The organism is Micromonospora sp. NPDC049900 (assembly GCF_044461025.1).
Lineage (GTDB): Bacteria > Actinomycetota > Actinomycetes > Mycobacteriales > Micromonosporaceae > Micromonospora.
Window position 1 is genome coordinate 715,310 of sequence record NZ_JBITKM010000003.1, and the last position, 19,252, is coordinate 734,561.

The following is a 19,252-nucleotide window of genomic DNA, read 5'->3' on the forward strand; positions in this document are numbered from 1 at the left end:
GGTGGTGGGTGTCGGAGTACTGCTGTTCGTCACCTTCGGGATCGCGTTGCTGGCCACGTTGCTGAGCGTCGTGACGCTCGCCGGGGCCGCGTACGTGGGGTGGGCCGTCACCCGTCGGGGCACGGTGGCCCGGCACGGTGGTGTCGGCGTACCCGTGGCACTCGCCGCGCGACGGCGGGCCTGAACCGGCGGTGGTCACGCCACGGCGGCGGGCCGACGTCCCGAATCCACTCGGTGGACGTCGACCCGCCGTCGTGACGTGTCTCAGGCGGTGTTGTTGGCCAGGGCGATCAGCCGGTTGCGGTCGCCGTTCCAGTAGTTGCGGTCGACCGCGCCGCTGATGCCGGCGACGCTGCCCGAGTCGGTGTACTGCCAGAAGCTCCAGACCGGTGCGCCGGCCGGCAGCGCGCCGACCGAGGAGGACCAGCGGGCGACCCAGACCGGGTGGTTGGTCCACGGGCCGGTCCAACTGCCGGTGCACTGGTTCCAGAAGCTGGTGGTGGTGTAGATGACCGCGTAGCGGCCGGTGCGCGAGCGGTAGGTGTTCAGGAAGTCCTGCACCCAGTTGCGCATCCCGGTGGTGCTCAGGCCGTAGCAGTAGCCGCCGCTGTACGGGTTCGCCTCCAGGTCCAGCGCGGCGGGGAGCGTACGGCTGTCGGCCGACCACGCACCGCCGTTGGAGGCCAGGTAGTTGGCCTGGACCGCGCCGGAGGAGATGTTCGGCCGGGCGAAGTGGTACGCACCCCGGATCACCCCGGCGTTGTACGCGTTGACGTAGTTCGTGTTGAAGTTCGGGTCCTTGTAGCTCGTACCCTCGGTGGCCTTGATGAAGGCGAACTCGATGCCCGAGTTGCGGACGCTCGTCCAGTTGATGGTGCCCTGGTAGCGCGAGACGTCGATGCCCGGCACGGTGGCCGCCGAGGCGGGGGTCGCGGTGGCGACGAGCCCGGCCGCAGCGGTCGCGAGCACGGTGAGCGCGGCGGCGGTCAGCCGGCGCAGCGTTGGTCTGGTCCGACCCATGGCGTCCTCCTGAGACGACTGTCGATAGACAGACATCTTTGAAGGTGAATGCCTGCCAAGGCAAGAGATGCTGAGAAAACTTTCAATGCGGGACGGGTCGACTACGGACGGGCACCCCGGCCGGTACCGGAACGAGACAGCCCAGGCTGGGGCCGACCCGGCCTTCGGGCGTAGGCTGCCGCCCCATGGTGTCGATCGAGGGCATGACCGCGTTCTGGGACCGTCTGCTCGGCGCGCAGCCAGACCCGCCCCCGTTGCTGGTACTGCTGACCGGCCTGGTCGCGCTGGTGGTGGTCTCCACCCGGCTGCCGTGGCGGATCGCCCGCAACGCGATCACCATCGCGCACGAGGGCGGGCACGCGCTGGCCGCCGTGCTCACCGGACGCAAGCTGCACGGCATCCGGCTGCACTCGGACACCTCGGGCCTCACGCTCTCGGCCGGGCGGCCCACCGGACCGGGCATGGTGCTCACCCTGCTCGCCGGATACCTCGCCCCGCCACTGGTCGGCCTGGGTGGGGCGTGGCTGCTCGCCGGAAACCGGATCACGCTGCTGCTCTGGCTCGCGGTGGTCCTGCTGCTGGCGATGCTGATCATGATCCGCAACGTGTACGGGGCGCTCACACTGCTGGTCACCGGCGGTGCGGTGCTGGCGATCTCCTGGTACGCCGGCCCGCAGGTGCAGGCCGCGTTCGCCTGGACCGGTGTGTGGTTCCTGCTGCTCGGCGGCGTACGGCCGGTGGTGGAGTTGCAGCGGCTGCGGACCCGGCGCGGGATGCCGGCCTCCGACGCCGACCAGTTGGCGGGCATCACGCCGCTGCCGCCGTTCTTCTGGGTGCTCCTCTTCGGCATCGTCAACGTCGTCGTGCTGCTGGTGGGCGGCCGGATGCTGGCCGGGCCGCTGCTCACCGACGCCGGCATCGCGTTCTGGTGAGCCCTGCGGATGTAAGGAGGGGTCCCCTGCTATGCACCAGGCGTTAGCAGGGGACCCCTCCTTACACACAAACCCCTACAGCGGGATGTTGCCGTGCTTCTTGGGCGGGAGCGTCTCGCGCTTGGTGCGCAGCACCCGCAGGGCGCGGACGATCTGGGTCCGCGTCTCGTGCGGCGGGATCACCGCGTCCACGTACCCGCGCTCGGCCGCCACGTACGGGTTGGCCAGGGTGTCCTCGTACTCGGCGATCTTCTCGGCCCGGACCGCGGCCGGATCCTCGGCGGCGGCCAACTCCTGCCGGTAGAGGATGTTCACCGCGCCCTGGGCACCCATCACCGCGATCTGCGCGGTCGGCCAGGCGAAGTTGAGGTCCGCGCCCAGGTGCTTGGAACCCATCACGTCGTACGCCCCGCCGTACGCCTTGCGGGTGATCACGGTGACCTTGGGCACGGTGGCCTCGGCGTACGCGTAGATGAGCTTGGCGCCCCGGCGGATGATGCCGTCCCACTCCTGACCGGTGCCGGGCAGGAACCCGGGTACGTCCACGAAGGTCAGCACCGGGATGTTGAAGGCGTCGCAGGTGCGCACGAACCGGGCCGCCTTCTCGCTGGCCGCGATGTCCAGCGTGCCGGCGAAGTGCATCGGCTGGTTGGCGACCACGCCCACCGGACGTCCCTCGACCCGGCCGAAGCCGACCACCATGTTCTGCGCGTAGAGCGGCTGGACCTCCAGGAACTCCCCGTCGTCGAGGACGTGTCCGAGCACCCGGTGCATGTCGTACGGCTGGTTGGCCGAGTCCGGGACGAGCGTGTCCAGTTCCCGGTCGGCGTCGGTGACGGACAGCTCCGCCGGAGCGTCGAAGACCGGCGGCTCGTCCAGGTTGTTGGCGGGCAGGTGGGACAGCAGCGCCTTGACGTAGTCGACCGCGTCGGACTCGTCGGCGGCGAGGTAGTGCGCGTTGCCGCTGCGGGTGTTGTGGGTGCGCGCCCCGCCGAGGTCCTCCATGCCCACGTCCTCGCCGGTGACCGTCTTGATCACGTCGGGGCCGGTGATGAACATGTGCGAGGTCTGGTCGACCATCACGGTGAAGTCGGTGACCGCCGGGGAGTAGACCGCCCCACCGGCGCACGGACCCATGATGAGCGAGATCTGCGGGATGACGCCGCTGGCGCGTACGTTGCGGAAGAAGATCTCGCCGTAGAGGCCGAGCGAGGCCACCCCCTCCTGGATGCGGGCGCCACCGGAGTCGTTGATGCCGACGACCGGGCAGCCGATCTTCATGGCCAGGTCCATCACCTTGACGATCTTCTGCCCGAAGACCTCGCCGAGGGAACCGCCGAAGACCGTGAAGTCCTGGGCGAAGACACAGATCTGCCGACCGTCCACGGTGCCGTAGCCGGTGATCACGCCGTCGCCGTACGGGCGGGAGCGGTCCAGGCCGAAGTTGGTGGACCGGTGCCGGGCGAACTCGTCCAGCTCGACGAAGGAGCCCTCGTCGAGCAGCATCTCGATCCGCTCCCGGGCGGTCTTCTTGCCCCGGGCGTGCTGCTTCTCGACCGCGCGGGCCGACCCGGCGTTCACCGCCTCGTCGACCCGTCGTGCCAGGTCCGCCAGCTTGCCCGCGGTGCTGTGGATGTTGGTCCCGGTCTCGGTAGTCACCCTGGGAATATAACGATGGTTCAGGTCGCCGCCGCTGTGCAGTTCGCCTCACCGGGGGCCCGTAGGCTGGCCCGATGCCGGATTCGCCGTACACCGACCTCGATCGTCCGCCGCTGTCGGCGGCCCGGCTGCGTCGGGCGCTGGTGGCGCCGTACGGCCCGTGGACGCGCCTGGAACTGACGGCCGAGACCGGCTCCACGAACGCCGACGTCGCCGAGGCGGCCCGGTCCGGTGAGCCGGAGGGGCTCGTCGTGGTCGCCGAGCGGCAGAGCGCCGGGCGGGGGCGGCGCGGGCGCGTCTGGCAGTCACCGCCGCGCGCGGGCATCGCGACCAGCGTGCTGCTGCGGCCCGGCCAGGCGGTGCCGGAGCGTGGCTGGTCGCCGGCTCCACCGTCCGGGTACGGCTGGCTGCCGCTGCTCGCCGGTGTCGCGCTGGTCGAGGCGGTGACGCTGTTGGCGGAACTGGACGCCACCCTCAAGTGGCCCAACGACCTGTTGCTGGGGGACGCCAAGTGCGCCGGGATACTCGCCGAGGCGGTGCCCGGCCCGGCCCCGGAGGATCCGCCTGCGATCGTGCTCGGTGTCGGGCTGAACGTCACGCTGCGCGCCGACGAACTGCCGGAGCATCCGACCGGCCTGCCGGCCACCTCGTTGCAACTGGCCGGTGCGGCGGCCACCGACCGGGATCCGCTGCTGCGGGCGCTGCTCCGGGCGGTCGCCGACTGGTACGCCCGGTGGCGGGCCGCCGACGGGGACGCGTCCGCCTGCGGCCTGCGGGACGCGTACCTGGCGGTGTGCGGCACCGTGGGCCGCGAGGTGCGGGCGTTCCTGCCCGACGGCACCGACCTCACCGGCACCGCCACCGGGGTCGACCTCGACGGTCGGCTTCTGGTCGGCACCGCCGCCGGGGAACGCTCGCTGGCCGCCGCCGACGTCCTCCACCTGCGCTGATCCCGGCCGCGCCGGATCGACGACGGGTACGCCGTCGAGGTCGGCCGCGTGGCGGATGTGAGGGGGTGGCACCGGGGGGTTACGGTCTGCGCGTCCGTTCTGCGAGGAGGTTTCCGTGGCGTTCCCCGAGGACGTGCTCACCGAAGACGAGCACGTCGTGTTGCACCTGCATCCGCACTGGAAGACGATGGTCCGTCCGGTGGTGGTGCTGGTGTTCGCCATCGCTGCGGTGGCGGCCGGTGTGCTGTTCCTGCCCGCCGGTGGGGGCGGCTCGATCACGCTCGCCGTGATCGGCGGCCTGGCGCTGCTGGCCGCACTGGTGTTGACCGTCTGGCCCTGGATCGGTTGGCGCACCACGCACTACCTGTTCACCAACGAGCGGGTGGTGCTCCAGCACGGCGTCTTCTCCCGTGAGCGGCGGGACATCCCGCTCAGCCGGGTCAACGACCACTCGATGAACCAGCAGTTCCTCGGGCGGCTGCTCGGCTACGGCACGCTCACCATCGAGTCGGCCGGCGAACGCGGACAGTCCGTGCTTCCCGACGTGCCGAAGGTGGACCGGGTGCAGACGAAGCTCTACGAGCTGGTCGAGGCGTTCCACGACAAGCACTCGCTCGGTGACGGCGAACTGCGCGAGATCCTCGCCGAGCGGGACAACAAGGCCGGGGACCTCTGAGGCTGGTCCCACCGGTCCGCGACCGCAACGCAGGAACGCCCGTCGGCGAGTGCCGGCGGGCGTTCTCGTGGTCGGGTCTCAGCGGCGTCGGAACCGGCGTGGCGCGGGGGCCGGCTGGAGCTGGGCGGCCAACTCGTCCTCGATCTCCTTGTCCAGCGCCGTCAGCTCGGCCTCCCGGGCCACCGACGTGGGCCGGGGCGGTACCGCCAGCGGCGGTGCGGGTGGCGGAGTGGCCGGTGGTTCCTCCTCCTCCAGCTCCGTCATCGCCTCGGCGAGTTCGGCCACCGGGTCCATCCCGGCCATCGTGTCCCACTCGTCGCGCGGCAGCCCGGCCCAGGTCTGGGTGGGCTCGACCGCGACCGCCGGTGCGGGCTGGAAGACGAAGGTGCGGTACGACCAGAAGCGGAACAGAGTCGCCAGCAGCACACCGACCGTCTTGGCGACGTTCAGCGCCAGCAGGCCCGTGACGCCCAGCCCGTACTTGGCGGCGGCCAGCACACCCAGCTCGATCAGCAGGCCCACGCCGTTGAAGAGGAAGAACAGGGCGTATTCCCGCTGCATGGCCGATTTCGGCCGGTCGCGATACGTCCAGTGTCGATTCATCAGGTACGACGTGATCGTCGCCACCACGGTGGCCACGACGGTCGCCTTCAACTGACCATCGACGAAGACGGTGAGAGCGAGCGCATTGAACACGGCGTAGTTGATGACCGTGTTGACGCCGCCGACCAGGCCGAATTTGAGCGCCTCGTGGATGAACTTCTGCCAGCGCTCAGGCAGCAGACGGACGAGAGGCATGGGCAACACCTTAGGGCAGTGGGCTGGGTACGGCGGGCTGGGACGGATCGACTGACCTTGACGGGTCAGCAGGCTCTGACGGGACCGGAGGGCGGCAGGTCACGCGTCCCGGTCCGGGTTCGCTTCCGCACCGGTCGGGGTTCCCGCTTCGACGAAGACGAACCGTCGGTACGACCAGAAACGGAACAGCGTCCCGAGTCCGGTGCCGACGACGAAGCTGGCGATGTTGTCGGCCAGGCGGGTCTGGAAGATCTCCGGCCAGAGGGCGCCCAGCCCGTACCTGCTGACGGCCAGGCAGGCCACCGCGATGCCCAGGCCGACGGCGTTGAAGAAGAAGAACAGCGCGTACTCGCGCGCCGGGTGGGAGCGCTTGCGGTGCCGCCAGGTCCAGAACCGGTTGCCCAGGAAGGCGAAGGTCGCCGCGACCACGGTGGCGATGGTCTTGGCGGTGATCTGCTCGACGTTCTGCGGGCCGATCAGGTAGTTGAACAGGGCGAAGTCCATGAGGAAGGCGATGCCGCCCACGGTCGCGAACTTGCTCATCTCCCGTACGAGGTGACCGAACCGGTCGACCAGGGAGTGGACCAGACCCGTACGGGTCTGCGGGGAGCCGGGCTCCCCGGTCATTGTGGCGGCCACCGTGCGAGCGTACCGGTTGCCGGGGTCGCGATCGGGGAGCGACGGCCCTCGGGGCCCACCGGGGCGGCGGTGCAGACAGGCACGAACGGAGCGTAACCGGGCGGCTGCGATTCGGTGTTGTTTTCCTCTTCCGCTCACGAAGTCGAAAAGTGACCTGTGACTCTTTGCTGCGGGGCCGCCGACCTCAGGTCGGCCGCAGGATTTGCGTGAAACTGCGCGTGAAAGCGGGTAAAGGCTCGTGATGCCGCAGCGTGGCCGCACCTTGTGCAGTTCTTCACAACCAGTCCCACTGACTGGAGCTGTACATCGGTTTACGCTGAGCCCAATCCCATGTTTCCACGAAGGCGACGCATCGCGGCGCCGAGACTCGTGCACTCCATAGACCGGTCAGCGTCGACCACAAGGAGATGTGTCATGGTTGCTCCGGCCACCGTCAGGGGAATCGATCAAGCCCCGACGTCCCACCCCAAACTCCTCGCCTGGGTCCGTGAGGTCGCTGAACTGACCACCCCTGAGCAGGTCGTCTGGGTGGACGGCTCCGATCAGGAATGGCGTCGCCTCACCGACGAACTCGTCGATGCGGGCACGCTCATCCGGTTGAACCCCGAGAAGAAGCCCAACTCGTTCTACGCCCGCACCGACCCGACGGATGTCGCACGGGTCGAGGAGCGCACCTTCATCTGCTCCGTGGACGAAGCGGATGCCGGGCCCACCAACAACTGGATGGCCCCCGCCGAGATGAAGCGGACCATGACCCCGCTCTACCGCGGTTCGATGCGCGGACGGACGATGTACGTCATCCCGTTCGTCATGGGCCCGGTCGAGGCCGAGGAGCCCATGTTCGGTGTCGAGATCACCGACAGCCCGTACGTGGTCGCGTCCATGCGGATCATGACCCGGATGGGCGCCAAGATCCTGGAAGCGATGGGCGACGACGCGGACTTCGTCCGCGCGCTGCACTCGATCGGCGCGCCGCTCGCCCCGGGCCAGCAGGACGTCGCCTGGCCGTGCAACGAGACCAAGTACATCTCGCACTTCCCGGAGAGCCGGGAGATCTGGTCCTACGGCTCCGGGTACGGCGGCAACTCGCTGCTCGGCAAGAAGTGCTACTCGCTGCGGATCGCCAGCGTGATGGGGCGGGACGAGGGCTGGCTCGCCGAGCACATGCTGATCCTCAAGATCACCTCGCCGGAGGGTCGGGTCTACCACATCGCCGGCGCGTTCCCGTCCGCCTGCGGCAAGACCAACCTGGCCATGCTGGAGCCGACCATCCCGGGCTGGAAGGTCGAGACGATCGGCGACGACATCGCCTGGATGCGCTTCGGTCCGGACGGTCGGCTCTACGCGGTCAACCCGGAGTACGGGCTGTTCGGCGTCGCGCCCGGCACCGACTGGAAGACCAACGCCAACGCGATGCGGACGCTGGAGCAGGGCAACTCGGTCTTCACCAACGTCGCCCTGACCGACGACGGCGACATCTGGTGGGAGGGCCTCGGCGAGCCGCCGGCGCACCTGATCGACTGGAAGGGCAACGACTGGACGCCGGAGAGCGAGAACCTCTCCTCGCACGCGAACAGCCGGTTCTGCACGCCGATCACCCAGTGCCCGATCCTGGCCGACGACTACTTCGACCCGAACGGCGTCCCGATCGACGCCATCCTGTTCGGCGGTCGGCGGCGGGACACCGTCCCGCTGGTGACCGAGGCGCGGGACTGGGTGCACGGCGTCTACATGGGTGCCACGCTCTCCTCGGAGACCACCGCCGCCGCCTCCGGCGCGGTCGGCGTGGTGCGGCGTGACCCGATGGCGATGCTGCCGTTCATCGGCTACCACGCCGGTGACTACTTCCGGCACTGGATCGAGATGGGCAAGGGCGCCGACGGCGACGAGTCGAAGCTGCCCCGGGTCTACTACGTCAACTGGTTCCGCAAGGACCCGGAGGGCAACTTCCTCTGGCCCGGCTTCGGGGAGAACTCCCGGGTCCTCAAGTGGGTCATCGAGCGGATCGAGGGTCGTGCCGAGGCCGTGGAGACGCCGATCGGCATGGTCCCGACCCCGGACGCGCTCGACGTCGACGGCCTGGACATGACGCCGGAGGACGTCCGCATCGCGCTGAAGGTCGACCCGGCCGAGTGGCGCGACGAGTTGCCGCTGGTCACCGAGTGGTTCGAGAAGTTCGGCGACAAGCTGCCCGGTGTCCTCTGGGCCGAGTTGGACGCCCTGCGCGCCCGACTCGACGCGGAGCAGCCGCAGCGCGGGGTGTGATCGACGCCGGATCCGGGCATCATCGGATCCCATGAGGACGGCCGCCGAGACCGAGGTCCGGCGGCCGTCCGCCGTCCGGGCGCTGACCGCACTGCTCGCCGTGACCGCCGCGGCCACCGTCGTGGTCGAGGTGCTCAACTGGTGGTACACGCCGGAGCAGGGCTTCGGCCTGGCGGTACGGACCGGGTGGGCGATGCTGCGCTCGTTCGGCTTCCTGTTGCTGATCGGCCACGTACGCCGGGGCCGGACGGTGGCCCGCCCACTCGGCCTGATCCTGGCGATCACCACGGTCTTCGCGGTGGGGCGGCTGATCGTGCCCCGGCAGGGCGTGCCACCGCTGCCCGGCCTGCTCGGCTTCGCCCTGCTCACCGTGCTCTGCGCCGCCGTGGTCTGGCTGCTGTACCGGTCTCCGGCGGTCGCCGGGCACCTGGTGCGGCACCGTTCCCGGCTGGTCATCGACCGTTCCGGCATCTCCTTCCGCGAAACCCCACCGCGCCGCCCGGAGGCGAACGCCTGGCTGCTCACCAGCCGGGTCGCCGCGTTCACCTACAGCCCGCTGATGCTGGTGCCCGCCCTGGTCGCCACCGCCGGGATCCTCGACGGTCGACTGCTCGCCGTGCCGGCGGTGCTGCTCTGGCTCGGCGCCGGCATCGCGACCAGCTATCTGGTGCTGTTCTGCACCGCCTTCCTGCTGCGCGGGAAGCGCTGGGCGGGCACCCTGCTCGTGGTGGTCAGCGTCGCCGTCCTCGCGGTCGACCTGCCGCTGTGCTGGTGGCTGCTCGGCGTCGACGGTCTGGTCCGGGACGGTGCCCCGCTGGTCGCCGCCGTGGTCCTCGCGGTCTACGGCGTGCGGCGAGCCGCCCGGGTCCCCGCCCCGACGCCCCCGAGCTAGCTCCCGCCGCGTCGGCGACAGCCGCCCGCGTCGGCTGTCGGCGCAGGTGGTGGGCGGGGTGCGGGGCGGACGAGGAGCGGTGCGAACGGACTGCGGCGTGGTGTCGGCCACCGGCACCCCGATCCGGGTGAGGGCTCGCTACCCTGCAAGGTGATGACTCTGCGGAAAATTCTCTACTCCGTCTACGAGCGGCGGCTGACCGCCAAGCTCGCGGGCCGTCCCGTGCCGCAGCACGTGGGCGTGATGTGCGACGGCAACCGTAGGTGGGCCCGCGAGATGGGGTTGGTCGACCCCAACGACGGTCACCGGATGGGTGCGGAGCGCATCAAGGAACTGCTGCGCTGGTGCGACGCCGCCGGTGTCGGCCACGTGACGCTCTGGCTGCTCTCCACCGACAACCTGTCGCGGCCGGCGGAGCAGCTCGACCCGCTGCTCCAGATCATCGAGGATCTGACCACCGAGCTGGCCGAGCAGGGCAACCCGTGGCGGCTGCGGATGGTCGGCGCGCTGGACGTGTTGCCCGCCCAGCACGCCGCCGCGCTCAAGGCCGCCGAGGAGCGCACCCGGGACCGCAGCGGCGGCGCCCAGGTCAACATCGCGGTCGGGTACGGCGGCCGGCGGGAGATCATCGACGCGGTGCGTTCGCTGCTGCTGGAACAGGCGGCCAACGGCGGCACGCTGGAGGATCTGGCCGGCTCGCTGGACGTCGACGACATCTCCGAGCACCTCTACACCCGGGGGCTGCCGGATCCGGATCTGATCATCCGCACCAGTGGTGAGCAGCGCATGTCGGGCTTCATGCTCTGGCAGTCGGCGCACTCGGAGTTCTACTTCTGCGAACTCAACTGGCCGGACTTCCGCCGGGTCGACTTCCTCCGCGCCCTGCGCTCGTACGCCACCCGCCAGCGCCGGTACGGCGTCTGACCGCCGCCGTACCGGCGAAGGACCTCAGGTGAGGTGGTGGGTGGCCTGGGTGAGGAAGTCGCCCAGCGCGGCGGGGGAGTCGATGGTGAGGTCGGCGGCCTCGGCGACCTCGTCGCCGGTCTCCGGGTTGGCCACCGCGACGCAGACACCCAGGAAGTCGGGGTCCTCGGCGGCGCGGGCCCGCAGCGCGGCGAAGGCCTTGATGTCGGAGACGTCGTCGCCGAAATACCAGGCACCGCCGACGCCCTGCACCAGCTCGCCGATCACCATGCCCTTGTCGCGGTCGACCGGTGGCTTGATCTCCAGCACCATCCGCCCCACCTGCAACCGCAGCCCGAGGCGGTCGGCCTGCGCGCGACCCCACTCCTCGACGGTGGCGGCCAACTGCGGGGCGGTACGCCAGTGCAGCGCCACGGAGAGCCGCTTGTACTCGACGAGCGCACCCGCCGGTAGCTCGGCCCGGGCCAGCTCGGCCAGCTCGGCCATGGTCGGCACCCAGGGCAGCGCGGCCGGCTCGGTGACGGTCTCGCCGCCCGAGTGGCTGTGCTCCAGGCCGTAGAGGCCGTAGAGGTCGACACCGGTGAGCCCACCGAAGTGCTCGCGGAGGAACTCCACCGGACGCGCGGAGACGATCGCGATCCGGCGCACGACCGGGGCGAGTGTCTCGATCGCGGCCAGCACCTTCGGCGCGGCCTGCACCTGCGTCGGGTCGTCGGCCACTGGCGCGAGTGTGCCGTCGAAATCGAAGAAGAGGATGGTCTCGGCTGCCCGGTCGGCGGTCGTCTGCCAGGCCTGGTCGGCGTTCAACGGGGTCTTCGGCGGCTGGTTGCCCAGATTCAACGGCGGCACGCGCGTCAGCGTACCCCGGCATCGGCCGGTCATTCCTGGCGTGGATCCGGCGCGGGCGCCGGGCGGGGTCAGCGTTCGGCGGTTCCCCGTCCCCGACGTACGAAGGGCACCACGGCGGCTTCCCGGCCGTGGCTGAGCAGGTAGCCCTCCACGAAACCGGTGTTCCGGTCGCCGGTGTGCGCCTCGATCTCCCGGAGCCGCTCCACCAGGAACTCGGTGAGCGCGGTGAGCCGGTCGTCGAGCCGGTCGTGCAGCTCGGCGAGGACGGCCAGGACGATCGCGGTGGCCGCGGTGGTGAGCGCGAGAAGGTTCACGAGCAGGGGAAGCTGCCCGCCGTTCAGGGCCAGGGTGACCGCGTTCCCGGTGACGCAGAGCGTCAACGAGACCGTCGCGACCACGACCGCCATCCATTTCAGGGTCATCACAGACCCCCTTCTGTCCCGCAGGGCTGGGTTCGGCCTTGTCCCGTCCCCCCGCCGACGACGAGCCCAAGCAGTACGAATACGGACGCTAGCGCGCCCGTTCCGACCCCGTAGCGAAACGAATGAGGCTGACCTGGCGTTCTTTCGCCATCTGAGGAACTAGCTGGCGGCGTCGCCTCGTTTTCGGACACCGGCCGGCAGGGTCGGGCGATATGCGAGATAACGAATGGTTTCTCTAATGTGGAACTTCTCCGCGTCGGAGACCTCCGGGTCGACCAGTCGACGCAGCAGCGCCTCGACGTCGGGGTCCATCGGCGGCGCCGGCGGGGCGGACCGGCGCGAGGCCGTACGGTCCCAGCCGAGTGCCGTGAAGGCGGCGGCCGGGTCGAGCCCGAGCCCCTCGCAGAACGCCACCACCCGTTCCGCCTCCGGGTCGCTGGCCCAGTCGCCACGGACCCAGCGGTTGATGGTCTGGCGTGAGACGCCGGTGCGCCGGGAGACCTCGGTGCCGCTCCACGCCCGGGTGGCCCGGGCCTCCTCGATGGCGCGTCGGACGAAGGTGGCGAAGGCGATCTTCCGCGCGTTGGCCGTCTCGGTCACCTGGTGACCGTACGGCGAATGCGCCCGGGAAGACGTCCCGGGCGCGCCTTTGTCACGCTTGCGTGACGCTGATCCTGGCCTGGCATTTCGGCGTGAAGCACTGTTCCTGAGGGGTGTCACCTGGGCAGGATAGATGTCCGTGGGTGTCGGGGCAAACGAACGAAAAGCTGATACTGTCACGCCCATGGGACAACCTACGGTGTGTCACGTGAATGAGACGATAGGTGCTCAGCTGCGTCACGCGCTCGGTGCAAGGGGGGAGTGGTGACCGAACTCGCGACCCGTGCCCAGGCGTTCGGTCTGATCGCGGAGGGGGTCGCCGCCGGACTGATCGCGCCGTGGCGGCTCTATCTCGCCCGGGGCTGTCGCTACCTGTCGCTGTCGGTCGGCGACCGGGCCGAGTGGAATGCCTGGCGTACCCACCTCGGTTGCCCGGAACTCAGCGTCCGGGTCTACGACGCCGGCGGGGAGATCCGTCGGTCCTCGGTGGCCGAGGTGGTGCTGGACGGCTGCCGGGTCAGCGTCGAGCTGGTCGAGGAGATCGGCACCGACGATCTCGACCGGTTGCTGATCGCCGACCCCACCACCGTCGAACCGGAGGAGAAGTGACCGGCGGGCGGGGAACCGGAGCCGCCGGATGAGCCCGTTCCTCGCGATCTTCCTCGTCCTGGTGCTGGCCGCCACCAGCTACGCCGCCGGTCGGCTGCACGGGCAGCTCAGCTATCGGATCGGCTACCGCTTCGGCTACCGGCAGGGGTACTTCGACGGTGACCGGGGAGCGTGGAACCGGCGTCGCCGGGACGCTCAGGCGGCGATCGCCACCGCGCTGGCGGTCACCGCGCCCGCCAAACGGGTGTCCGCCGCGGCCGTCCGGGCCGGCACCACGTACACCGGCTCGTCGTTCACCGAGCCGGCCGCCTCGGTCGTCGGGCGGCACCCGACCAGCACACTGGTCCGGCGACCCGGTTGAGCCGCCGGTCGACGGCCGGTCCGGCGCGCCGCCGGGCCCGCCGACCCGGTGGCGGTGGTCCACCGGCCGGGATGCGCGCAGGGGGCATGCATCCCGGCCGGTCCGCCACCCGAGGGTGCCCATGGCACCAGCAGTTAACGAAAGGCCACTAGCCGGGACGGGTGCGGGCGGCTAGCGTCTAGGCATGGCGCGGGATTGTCCCGAGCCAGCCGGCCCGCCCGGCCTGCGACCTCGCACACGGGGCCCGCATCCGACCCCGTGTCAAGCCGGGCACCGGAGGAGGCGGACCGCGGGTGGCCGGGTGCCCATCCGCCGGAGCAGGCCTGTGACGACTCGCCGTACTACCCCCGGTGCCGACCAGAGCCCGGCCTCGACTGCCACGACTCGCCGCACCACCCGCAGCCGCCGTACCGCCGCGGCCGGGTCGGCGGACACCAGGGAGCCCCGACCAGCGGGCCAATCCTTCGTCCTGGACACCTCCGTGCTCCTCAGCGACCCGGCGGCCTTCCACCGCTTCGCCGAGCACGAGGTGGTGCTTCCGCTGGTGGTGATCTCCGAGTTGGAGGGCAAGCGACACCATCCCGAGCTGGGCTGGTTCGCCCGCCAGTCGCTACGCATGCTGGACGAGTTGCGGGTGCGCCACGGCCGGTTGGACCGGCCGGTGCCCGCCAACGACGTCGGCGGCACGCTGCGGGTGGAGCTGAACCACACCGACGACGGGGTGTTGCCGCCCGGGTTCCGTAACGAGTCCAACGACGCCCGGATCCTCTCCGTCGCGTTGAACCTCGCCGCGGAGGGGCGGGAGGTGACCCTGGTCAGCAAGGACATGCCGTTGCGGGTCAAGGCCGCCTCGGTCGGGCTGCGGGCCGACGAGTACCGGCACGGCCAGGCGAGTGACCCGACCTGGACCGGGATGGCGGAGCTGGAGCTGGGCGAGGAGGACATCTCCCGGCTCTACGGCGGCGAGACCATCGACGTGGACGAGGCCGCCGGCCTGCCCTGCCACACCGGTCTGGTGCTGCACTCCGCCCGGGGTTCGGCGCTCGCCCGGGTGCTGCCGGACAAGACCGTACGGCTGGTGCGCGGCGACCGTGAGGCGTTCGGCGTGCACGGGCGTTCGGCGGAGCAGCGGATCGCCCTCGACCTGCTGCTCGACGAGTCGATCGGCATCGTCTCGCTCGGTGGCCGGGCCGGCACCGGCAAGTCCGCCCTGGCGCTCTGCGCGGGGCTGGAGGCGGTGATGGAGCGCCGCCGGCACAAGAAGGTGGTCGTCTTCCGCCCGCTGTACGCCGTCGGTGGCCAGGAACTGGGGTACCTGCCGGGGTCGGAGTCGGAGAAGATGTCGCCCTGGGCGCAGGCGGTCTTCGACACGCTCGGCGCGGTGATCCACGAGAACGTCCTGGAGGAGGTGACCTCCCGGGGGCTGCTCGAGGTGCTGCCGCTGACACACATCCGGGGCCGGAGCCTGCACGACGCGTTCGTCATCGTGGACGAGGCGCAGTCGTTGGAGCGCGGTGTCCTGCTGACCGTGCTGTCCCGCATCGGGCAGGGCTCCCGGGTGGTGCTGACCCACGACGTCGCGCAGCGGGACAACCTGCGCGTCGGTCGGCACGACGGCGTGACCGCGGTGATCGAGGCGCTCAAGGGTCATCACCTGTTCGCGCACGTCACGCTCAGCCGATCGGAGCGATCTCCGATCGCCGCGATGGTGACCGACCTGTTGGAGGATGTCCCCCAATGACGCCCGTTTAGGGCGTTTTAAAGCTGTTATTTCCCGTGACCCATGTCACAATCGGGGCTGGCGGTTTCCCATCAGCCTCACCGTGCGCGATGGTGTCCAGCGGGCGCCCACGCACCTGACGCATCGTTGGTGATCGTTCGTCACCCCGCGAGGGGAGTCGGCCGATTCGCCGGGAAGCGGACGGGGTGCGTCTTCGGCCACCGGCCTCACCGGTGGCGGGCGCTCGCGGCGCGCCTCGGCCCGGTACGGCCGTGGTCACGCCGCGTCCCTGACCCCGACGAAGGGATCACCACGTGAGTCGGCCATGGAGCCGGTTCACCGCCCGCGCCACAGCCGTCGCGCTGCTGAGCATGGGCGTGGCCGGCGGTTTCTACCTCAGCGAGGACCGCCAGTCTCAGCGCCAGGGCCCCGGCGCGCAGGTGGCCGGAAGTGTCACCGAGTTGGACGTCGAGTACCGGCAGGAGCCGCAGCAGGTCTCCCGCCAGGTTCGCACCGCTCGGGAACAGGCCACCGAGACCAGGAAGCGGGCCCGTGCCGCCGCCGAGAAGGCCCGCAAGGCCGAAGAGGCGGCGCGCAAGAAGGCCGAGGAGGAGCGGAAGGCCCGAGAGGCCGCGGCGCGGGCCGCCCGGCCGTACGACGGCCCGATCCCCGCCTCCTGCGCGGAGTACGGCGGCAACCGCAAGATCGGTTGCGCGATGATGATCGACGCGGGCTTCGAGATCGACCAGTTCCCCTGCCTCGACAAGCTGTGGAACAAGGAGAGCGGCTGGAACCACAAGGCCCGCAATCCCTCCTCCGGCGCCTACGGCATCCCGCAGGCGTACCCGGGTAACAAGATGGCCTCGGTCGGCGCCGACTGGCAGACCAACCCGGCCACCCAGATCACCTGGGGGCTCGGCTACATCAAGGGCCGGTACAGCAACCCCTGCGGCGCCTGGGCCAAGTCGCAGAGTTCGGGCTACTACTGAGTCACCCCTGAGCACGTCGACGGCGGCGGTACGCGGCACTCGCGTACCGCCGCCGTCGTCTCGGTGCGCGGCGAAAAGTGGCGGCCGACCGCGATTGCTGATAGCTGTTGACGGGTGACCCTGCAGCCCGGAAGCGGCGACCCCCACCGGTTCGGCACCGAGGCCTTCTACTCCTCGATCGGCCGAGCCTTCGTCGCCATGTGCGCGGTGGTGCCGGTCCTCTTCCTGATCGAGGGCCTCGACCAGTGGCTGGGCGCCGGCTTCGACGCCGCCGCCGGCATCATCCCGCAGCGCATCGACGGGCTGGACGGCGTCTTCTTCTCACCGTTCCTGCACCACGGCTTCGACCACCTCTACAGCAACAGCATCCCGCTGATCCTGCTCGGCACCTTCGTGCTGGCCGCCGGAGCCCGGCGGTTCCTCTGGTCGACCCTGGTGATCGTGCTGGTCAGTGGCTTGGGTGTGTGGTTCACCGGCTCGCCCAACACGATCGTGGTGGGCGCCAGCGGCGTCATCTTCGGCTACCTCGGCATCCTGCTGACCCGGGGCATCTTCGAGCGGAGCTGGTGGAACTTCGCCGTGTTCCTGCTGGTCGGCCTGCTCTACGGCGGCCAGTTGGTCGGCGTCCTGCCCACCGACGAGCGGATCTCCTGGCAGGGACACCTGTTCGGGCTGCTCGGCGGCATCGTGGCCGCGATCATCTTCCGGCGTCGCCGGACCGACCTGGACGGGCCGTACCGCTCCGAGTCTCCGATGACGATGCCCTGACCTGGGCAGCCCCACGCCGTCGAGCCCGGGTGGTCGCGCCGATCCGCCCACCGAGCGCGGCGATCAGCACCGCGACCAGGGTGAGTGCCGCGCCGATCACCGTGCTCGCGGCCGGGCCGGTGTCGGCGGACGGCAGCAGCACGTCCAGCAGCACCGCGCCGACGATCTGCCCGGCGACCGTGGCCAGGGCGAGCAGCAGCACCCCGGTGAAGCGGACCACCGCCGCGGCCACCGCGATGAAGGTCACCCCGATCGGCCCGCCCAGATAGAGCCACGGCTCGGCGGGCAGGCCGCCGGTGGGCGCGCCGCGTACGACGAGGCTGACCGCGAAGACGGCCAGCAGGGCCGCCGTGCCGACGGTGAAGTTGACCAACGTGGCCGTCACCGTGCTCCCGGTCGCCTCGCGGACCCGTCCGTTCACCGCCTGCTGCCAGGCCACCCCGATACCGGCCAGCAGCGGCAACAGGGCCAGGCCGAGGGCGGCCGGCTCGGCCAGCCGGTCCCTGACGGCCAGCAGCACCGCCGCCACGGTGAGCACCGCACCGGCGAGCCGGGCGAGCGTCACCGGTTGCCGCCCACCCGGACCGACCCCGGCCCGGTCCACGGCCAGGCTGCTGCCGGACTGACCGGCCACCACCGCCACGGTGAACACGGCGACGCCGAGCGCCCCGACCGTGGCGCCCTGGGTGAAGACGAGGAACGCCCCGCACACACCGCCGAGGCACTGCCAGATCCGCAGCCGGCCGGTGCCGAGCGCGGCGCGCAGCGCGGACAGACCCCGACGCCCGTTCGCGCTGGCGACCCCGAGGACCACCAGCACCAGAAGCCCCAGACCGAACGAGACCAGGGCGGCGGCGACCCCGTCGTCGAGCCGTACGCCCAGCTCGCCGTTGATCCGCGACTGGACGGCGACGGCGACCCCGGCGACGGCACCCAGCGCCACGGCACCGGCCCGCCGACCGGCCGACACCGTCGGCCCGGTCGCCGTCGCGCCCTGACTCAAGCCTGTTCGTCCAGCGGGCGGCCGTCGAAGTCCACCGCCGAGTAGAGCGCGAGCTTCTCCAACCTGTGGAACGAGTCGATCACCCGGATCGTGCCGCTCTTGGACCGCATCACGATCGACTGGGTGTACGCCCCACCCGAGCGGTAGCGCACGCCGCGCAGCAGGTCACCGGAGGTGACGCCGGTCGCCACGAAGAAGCAGTTGTCCCCGGTGACCAGGTCGTCGGTGGTGAGCACGCGGTCCAGGTCGTGCCCGGCGGCGAGCGCCTTCTCCCGCTCGGCGTCGTCCTGCGGCCAGAGCTTGGCCTGCATCATCCCGCCCATGCACTTGAGCGCGCAGGCGGCGGTGATCCCCTCCGGGGTGCCGCCGATGCCCATCAGCACGTCGACGTCGGACTCGCCCCGGGCGGCGGCGATGGCACCGGCGATGTCGCCGTCGGAGATGAACCGGATGCCCGCCCCGGTCCGCCGGATCTCCTCGACCAGCCCGTCGTGCCGGGACCGGTCGAGCACGCAGACCGTCACCTCGTCGAGGCCGGTGCCCTTGACCTTGGCGATGCGGCGCAGGTTGTCGGCCACCCCGGCGTTGATGTCCACCACGTCCGCGTACGCCGGGCCGACCGCGAGCTTCTCCATGTAGAACACGGCGCTCGGGTCGAACATCGCGCCCCGTTCGGCGACCGCCAGCACCGCGAGCGCGTTCGGCATGCCCTTGCTCATCAGCGTGGTGCCGTCGATCGGGTCGACGGCGACGTCCACCTCCGGACCGGTGCCGTCGCCGACCTCCTCGCCGTTGAAGAGCATCGGGGCGTTGTCCTTCTCGCCCTCGCCGATCACCACGACACCCTTCATCGGGATCGAGTTGATCAGCTTGCGCATGGCGTCGACGGCGGCGCCGTCACCGCCCTCCTTGTCGCCCCGACCGACCCAGCGGCCGGCGGCCATGGCCGCGGCCTCGGTCACGCGGACCAGGTCGAGGGCGATGTTGCGGTCGAGGTTCTGTGGGGTACGCGTCCTGGTCGTCGTCACGTTCGGCTCCTCCTCGCGGCGGTGCGGGGTCGACCGGGCCGGGTGCTACCGGCTTCGTTCCTGATCCTCACACGATGGCGGACCCGCGACCGGGGCGGGGCGGTGATGGGCCGGATACCGCCGGTCGGGCGGCTGCGAGAATGGCCGG

General features: G+C 70.7%; 21 protein-coding genes. 12 read left to right on the forward strand and 9 right to left on the reverse strand.

Features of this window, described 5'->3' with window-relative positions; all coding sequences use genetic code 11:
* The first annotated feature begins 4 nt into the window (after window positions 1-4).
* On the forward strand, window positions 5-184 hold the full coding sequence (locus tag ACIBMZ_RS11260; protein WP_396692551.1) for a hypothetical protein: 180 nt from the start codon (window positions 5-7) through the stop codon (window positions 182-184).
* Between the two features lie 80 nt (window positions 185-264).
* Here the strand turns inward: ACIBMZ_RS11260 and ACIBMZ_RS11265 are convergent, their stop codons facing one another.
* Window positions 265-1,020 carry a GH25 family lysozyme gene (locus tag ACIBMZ_RS11265; RefSeq protein WP_396692553.1) on the reverse strand — a complete coding sequence of 252 codons (756 nt, stop codon included), beginning with the start codon at window positions 1,018-1,020 and terminating at the stop codon, window positions 265-267.
* Window positions 1,021-1,205: 185 nt separating this feature from the next.
* Between ACIBMZ_RS11265 and ACIBMZ_RS11270 the strand changes: the two genes are divergently transcribed.
* A complete protein-coding gene (locus ACIBMZ_RS11270; RefSeq protein WP_396692555.1) occupies window positions 1,206-1,952 on the forward strand; it encodes a M50 family metallopeptidase in 747 nt (248 codons plus the stop codon).
* 75 nt (window positions 1,953-2,027) lie between these two features.
* On the opposite strand, the gene ACIBMZ_RS11275 is transcribed toward ACIBMZ_RS11270, so the two are convergent.
* Window positions 2,028-3,611, reverse strand: a complete 1,584-nt coding sequence (locus tag ACIBMZ_RS11275) for an acyl-CoA carboxylase subunit beta (RefSeq protein ID WP_396692557.1) — start codon at window positions 3,609-3,611, stop codon at window positions 2,028-2,030.
* Window positions 3,612-3,685: 74 nt separating this feature from the next.
* On the opposite strand from ACIBMZ_RS11275, the gene ACIBMZ_RS11280 reads away from it, so the two are divergent.
* Window positions 3,686-4,561, forward strand: a complete 876-nt coding sequence (locus ACIBMZ_RS11280; protein ID WP_396692559.1) for a biotin--[acetyl-CoA-carboxylase] ligase — start codon at window positions 3,686-3,688, stop codon at window positions 4,559-4,561.
* Between the two features lie 115 nt (window positions 4,562-4,676).
* On the forward strand, window positions 4,677-5,237 hold the full coding sequence (locus ACIBMZ_RS11285; protein ID WP_396692561.1) for a PH domain-containing protein: 561 nt from the start codon (window positions 4,677-4,679) through the stop codon (window positions 5,235-5,237).
* Window positions 5,238-5,315: 78 nt separating this feature from the next.
* Here ACIBMZ_RS11285 and ACIBMZ_RS11290 read toward each other — a convergent pair whose 3' ends face one another.
* Window positions 5,316-6,035, reverse strand: a complete 720-nt coding sequence (locus ACIBMZ_RS11290) for a GtrA family protein (protein ID WP_396692563.1) — start codon at window positions 6,033-6,035, stop codon at window positions 5,316-5,318.
* A 99-nt stretch (window positions 6,036-6,134) separates the two neighbouring features.
* Entirely contained in the window at window positions 6,135-6,662 is a 528-nt protein-coding gene (locus ACIBMZ_RS11295) for a GtrA family protein (RefSeq protein ID WP_396692748.1), read from the reverse strand.
* Between the two features lie 426 nt (window positions 6,663-7,088).
* On the opposite strand from ACIBMZ_RS11295, the gene ACIBMZ_RS11300 reads away from it, so the two are divergent.
* From ACIBMZ_RS11300 to ACIBMZ_RS11310, 3 genes are all read left to right on the forward strand, one after another.
* Window positions 7,089-8,939: a phosphoenolpyruvate carboxykinase (GTP) gene (locus ACIBMZ_RS11300; protein ID WP_396692565.1), complete on the forward strand. Its 1,851-nt coding sequence runs from the start codon at window positions 7,089-7,091 to the stop codon at window positions 8,937-8,939.
* A 31-nt stretch (window positions 8,940-8,970) separates the two neighbouring features.
* A complete protein-coding gene (locus tag ACIBMZ_RS11305; protein ID WP_396692567.1) occupies window positions 8,971-9,831 on the forward strand; it encodes a hypothetical protein in 861 nt (286 codons plus the stop codon).
* 153 nt (window positions 9,832-9,984) lie between these two features.
* Window positions 9,985-10,755, forward strand: coding sequence for an isoprenyl transferase (locus ACIBMZ_RS11310; RefSeq protein WP_396692568.1), 771 nt, complete (start codon window positions 9,985-9,987; stop codon window positions 10,753-10,755).
* A gap of 24 nt (window positions 10,756-10,779) precedes the next feature.
* Here the strand turns inward: ACIBMZ_RS11310 and otsB are convergent, their stop codons facing one another.
* The 3 genes from otsB to ACIBMZ_RS11325 all read right to left on the reverse strand — a co-directional run bounded on the left by otsB (window position 10,780) and on the right by ACIBMZ_RS11325 (window position 12,626).
* Window positions 10,780-11,604 carry a trehalose-phosphatase gene (gene otsB, locus ACIBMZ_RS11315; protein ID WP_396692569.1) on the reverse strand — a complete coding sequence of 275 codons (825 nt, stop codon included), beginning with the start codon at window positions 11,602-11,604 and terminating at the stop codon, window positions 10,780-10,782.
* A 68-nt stretch (window positions 11,605-11,672) separates the two neighbouring features.
* A complete protein-coding gene (locus tag ACIBMZ_RS11320; protein ID WP_396692570.1) occupies window positions 11,673-12,026 on the reverse strand; it encodes a hypothetical protein in 354 nt (117 codons plus the stop codon).
* Between the two features lie 159 nt (window positions 12,027-12,185).
* Window positions 12,186-12,626 carry a helix-turn-helix domain-containing protein gene (locus ACIBMZ_RS11325; RefSeq protein WP_396692572.1) on the reverse strand — a complete coding sequence of 147 codons (441 nt, stop codon included), beginning with the start codon at window positions 12,624-12,626 and terminating at the stop codon, window positions 12,186-12,188.
* A gap of 264 nt (window positions 12,627-12,890) precedes the next feature.
* Here ACIBMZ_RS11325 and ACIBMZ_RS11330 point away from each other — a divergent pair, with 264 nt between their 5' ends.
* From ACIBMZ_RS11330 to ACIBMZ_RS11350, 5 genes are all read left to right on the forward strand, one after another.
* Window positions 12,891-13,235, forward strand: coding sequence for a hypothetical protein (locus tag ACIBMZ_RS11330; RefSeq protein ID WP_396692574.1), 345 nt, complete (start codon window positions 12,891-12,893; stop codon window positions 13,233-13,235).
* 28 nt (window positions 13,236-13,263) lie between these two features.
* Window positions 13,264-13,596 (forward strand): hypothetical protein, encoded by a 333-nt coding sequence (locus ACIBMZ_RS11335; protein ID WP_396692575.1) that lies wholly within the window; start codon window positions 13,264-13,266, stop codon window positions 13,594-13,596.
* A gap of 325 nt (window positions 13,597-13,921) precedes the next feature.
* Window positions 13,922-15,337, forward strand: coding sequence for a PhoH family protein (locus ACIBMZ_RS11340; protein WP_396692576.1), 1,416 nt, complete (start codon window positions 13,922-13,924; stop codon window positions 15,335-15,337).
* A gap of 293 nt (window positions 15,338-15,630) precedes the next feature.
* Window positions 15,631-16,305, forward strand: a complete 675-nt coding sequence (locus ACIBMZ_RS11345) for a lytic transglycosylase domain-containing protein (RefSeq protein ID WP_396692577.1) — start codon at window positions 15,631-15,633, stop codon at window positions 16,303-16,305.
* Between the two features lie 114 nt (window positions 16,306-16,419).
* Window positions 16,420-17,073 (forward strand): rhomboid family intramembrane serine protease, encoded by a 654-nt coding sequence (locus ACIBMZ_RS11350; protein WP_396692578.1) that lies wholly within the window; start codon window positions 16,420-16,422, stop codon window positions 17,071-17,073.
* Here ACIBMZ_RS11350 and ACIBMZ_RS11355 read toward each other — a convergent pair.
* Both ACIBMZ_RS11355 and glpX read right to left on the reverse strand, forming a co-directional pair.
* Window positions 17,003-18,043: a DMT family transporter gene (locus ACIBMZ_RS11355; RefSeq protein WP_396692750.1), complete on the reverse strand. Its 1,041-nt coding sequence runs from the start codon at window positions 18,041-18,043 to the stop codon at window positions 17,003-17,005. The two genes, ACIBMZ_RS11350 and ACIBMZ_RS11355, sit on opposite strands and share 71 nt — an antisense overlap.
* 29 nt (window positions 18,044-18,072) lie before the next feature.
* The gene (gene glpX, locus ACIBMZ_RS11360) at window positions 18,073-19,104 is read right to left on the reverse strand and encodes a class II fructose-bisphosphatase (RefSeq protein ID WP_396692579.1); all 1,032 of its coding nucleotides are present in this window, start codon (window positions 19,102-19,104) and stop codon (window positions 18,073-18,075) included.
* Between the last annotated feature and the right edge of the window lie 148 nt (window positions 19,105-19,252).

Excerpts from the sequence above, each read along its gene's own strand:
- ACIBMZ_RS11265 (WP_396692553.1), bottom strand. The coding sequence starts at position 1,020 with ATGGGTCGGACCAGACCAACGCTGCGCCGGCTGACCGCCGCCGCGCTC.
- ACIBMZ_RS11270 (WP_396692555.1), top strand. The coding sequence starts at position 1,206 with ATGGTGTCGATCGAGGGCATGACCGCGTTCTGGGACCGTCTGCTCGGC.
- ACIBMZ_RS11280 (WP_396692559.1), top strand. The coding sequence starts at position 3,686 with ATGCCGGATTCGCCGTACACCGACCTCGATCGTCCGCCGCTGTCGGCG.
- ACIBMZ_RS11290 (WP_396692563.1), bottom strand. The coding sequence starts at position 6,035 with ATGCCTCTCGTCCGTCTGCTGCCTGAGCGCTGGCAGAAGTTCATCCAC.
- ACIBMZ_RS11295 (WP_396692748.1), bottom strand. The coding sequence starts at position 6,662 with ATGACCGGGGAGCCCGGCTCCCCGCAGACCCGTACGGGTCTGGTCCAC.
- ACIBMZ_RS11300 (WP_396692565.1), top strand. The coding sequence starts at position 7,089 with ATGGTTGCTCCGGCCACCGTCAGGGGAATCGATCAAGCCCCGACGTCC.
- ACIBMZ_RS11305 (WP_396692567.1), top strand. The coding sequence starts at position 8,971 with ATGAGGACGGCCGCCGAGACCGAGGTCCGGCGGCCGTCCGCCGTCCGG.
- ACIBMZ_RS11310 (WP_396692568.1), top strand. The coding sequence starts at position 9,985 with ATGACTCTGCGGAAAATTCTCTACTCCGTCTACGAGCGGCGGCTGACC.
- ACIBMZ_RS11320 (WP_396692570.1), bottom strand. The coding sequence starts at position 12,026 with ATGACCCTGAAATGGATGGCGGTCGTGGTCGCGACGGTCTCGTTGACG.
- ACIBMZ_RS11335 (WP_396692575.1), top strand. The coding sequence starts at position 13,264 with ATGAGCCCGTTCCTCGCGATCTTCCTCGTCCTGGTGCTGGCCGCCACC.